The following is a 1,843-nucleotide window of genomic DNA, read 5'->3' as shown; positions in this document are numbered from 1 at the left end:
AGGAAGGCGTCGGAGCTGAACGAGGAGCAGAGGCAACTGCTGAGTACGCTGTCGACGATAGCGGGCGGTCTGGCGGCGGGCGTGGTGGGCAACAGCGGCACGGATGCGGTGCAGGGCGCACAGTCGGCGCAGGTGGCGGTGGAGAATAACCTTTTGTCTGCCAAACGCAGTCAGGATCGTTACGAGAAACTGGCTGCCTGTAATGGCGACAAAGATTGTGTTGCGGAGGTTCGTCGGGAGTTTGGACCGGAATCGGATGAACAGCGGCAGCGGGTAGAAACCTGTTCCAGCGCGGCGGACTGTTACACAGTTGAGCAGGGGCTGAAGTCCATGCGTGCAGAGTACAGCCAGCAGGAAGCGGCACTGGCAGAAAAAGCACGTACACAAGGGGTTAGCTCGTTAAGCGAGGCGGAGCAAAAAGAGTGGATTGCAGCCCGTAGCGCTTTGACGGAATTGGATTCGCAGATAAACCTGTCGTTGCATCGTGCGCAGACAATGGGTGGTTCGGCGGAGGTTTCGGCGGAAATCACCAATGTGATGGGCCACGCAGCGATCGCATCGGCTGCGGGAGTTGCCGGAGGGATTTCCAAAGCAACATCTAAAGAGTCAGTTACTACTGGGCAAAATAGCCCTATTGTACCGGGTGGGGGGTTAGCTGCTCATGAAGTAGCGGGCGGCCATCTGATCGATAGGCATGTTGGGAAAACTGAAGCGGAGTTATTAAATCGAGTGTCTACCGGAAATGTTAAAACGGCATCTTCGTTTACTGACAGGGCTACAGCCGAAGCTGTCACAAGTAGGGCTATTGATAGCAACCAATCTAAAATCAGAGACTATTTATCTGGTAGCCAAAAAGCGTATTTAGAAATTGACTATCAATCATCGTCACCTATAGGCATTAGTGTTTCACGAGGTGTGCCATCAGCAACTCAAGTAACAAACGCTAGGATCGTAATAGCAAGAGATCCATCAATGCCTACTGGTTATAGAATAGTAACGGGATATCCAACACCATGAATATAATAGATAAATATCCATCTCTCTCATATTTTTTGAGATGCTATCTTAATCAAGACTTTGAAGTGCTATTTGGTAGTGCTGATGGGGCATTGGATGCATATATATCTACAGAAAATGAAGATGAGCGTCTTTGTTTAAGGGAAGAAATTAACAACTTGTTAGCTCTTTCCTTAGATGATAGCGAGCTAGAAGATATTATATTGAATAAAATTGACTGTTCTTATTACTATCCTAATGAGTGGCGAACGGCTAAAGATTGGTTCGAGCATATATGTAAAAAAATAGATTGAAACGATCCCGGCCCCCGCGCCGGGATCGTCATTTTTACCAGTCAGATCCTAATCTCCGCCTCAATCACCAGCCGCCCGCGCTCGACGGTGACGATAACCGGCTGGCCGGTGTTAAAACCGAGGTCTTCCAGCCAGCGGCCCTTGAGGGTGAGTTGCTGCAGGGTTGCCCGAAATGCTTCAACCCTTGGACAGGAAATGTTTTGTGGCCACCGCCATACTGGCCGTGTCCCCAAAACCACCCGGTCAGGGCGATGCCCCGACACCCCCGCGTTAAAACAAACACCCCCGGCGCGGGCCGGGGGTGAGGGTGATTACTCGGCGAACTTAAGGCCGCCGGGGTAATGCCTGATCCAGTTGGCGGCGGCGTCCGGGTCAAAGGGTTCGATGCTGAGACCTTCGAGACAGTGCCACAGCTCGCGGGTGTTCTGGGCGGTGATGACCATGCAGCCGGGCATGACCCGTATTTTTAGCGGCATCCCGTCGGTAAAGCCGGCTTCGGTAAGCCAGGCACCTTGCAGATGAATCGCCTGAAA

3 protein-coding genes and 1 pseudogene are annotated in these 1,843 nt (G+C 51.9%); 2 read left to right on the top strand and 2 right to left on the bottom strand.

The window, feature by feature from the left end; all coding sequences use genetic code 11:
- Positions 1-1,017: RNase A-like domain-containing protein (locus FDP13_RS21410; protein WP_150136686.1), on the top strand; the 1,017-nt coding region annotated here is incomplete at its 5' end.
- Complete coding sequence (locus FDP13_RS21405) at positions 1,014-1,310, top strand: contact-dependent growth inhibition system immunity protein (protein ID WP_164837102.1); 297 nt, start codon at positions 1,014-1,016, stop codon at positions 1,308-1,310. The genes FDP13_RS21410 and FDP13_RS21405, both read left to right, overlap by 4 nt.
- A gap of 41 nt (positions 1,311-1,351) precedes the next feature.
- Here FDP13_RS21405 and FDP13_RS21910 read toward each other — a convergent pair.
- Both FDP13_RS21910 and FDP13_RS21395 read right to left on the bottom strand, forming a co-directional pair.
- Positions 1,352-1,462 (bottom strand): annotated as a pseudogene (locus tag FDP13_RS21910) (SymE family type I addiction module toxin); the annotation flags it as partial.
- Positions 1,463-1,621: 159 nt separating this feature from the next.
- The coding region (locus FDP13_RS21395) for a SymE family type I addiction module toxin (protein WP_234424460.1) at positions 1,622-1,843 on the bottom strand (222 nt) is incomplete at its 5' end.

Source organism: Dickeya sp. ws52 (assembly GCF_007210685.1).
Taxonomy (GTDB): domain Bacteria; phylum Pseudomonadota; class Gammaproteobacteria; order Enterobacterales; family Enterobacteriaceae; genus Dickeya; species Dickeya chrysanthemi.
The sequence above is the reverse complement of the archived record's forward strand: the minus strand, read 5'-3'. Positions and strand labels throughout refer to the sequence as shown.

What these genes read in the sequence shown, in the direction of transcription:
- FDP13_RS21405 (WP_164837102.1), top strand. Translation starts at nt 1,014, where the DNA reads ATGAATATAATAGATAAATATCCATCTCTCTCATATTTTTTGAGATGC.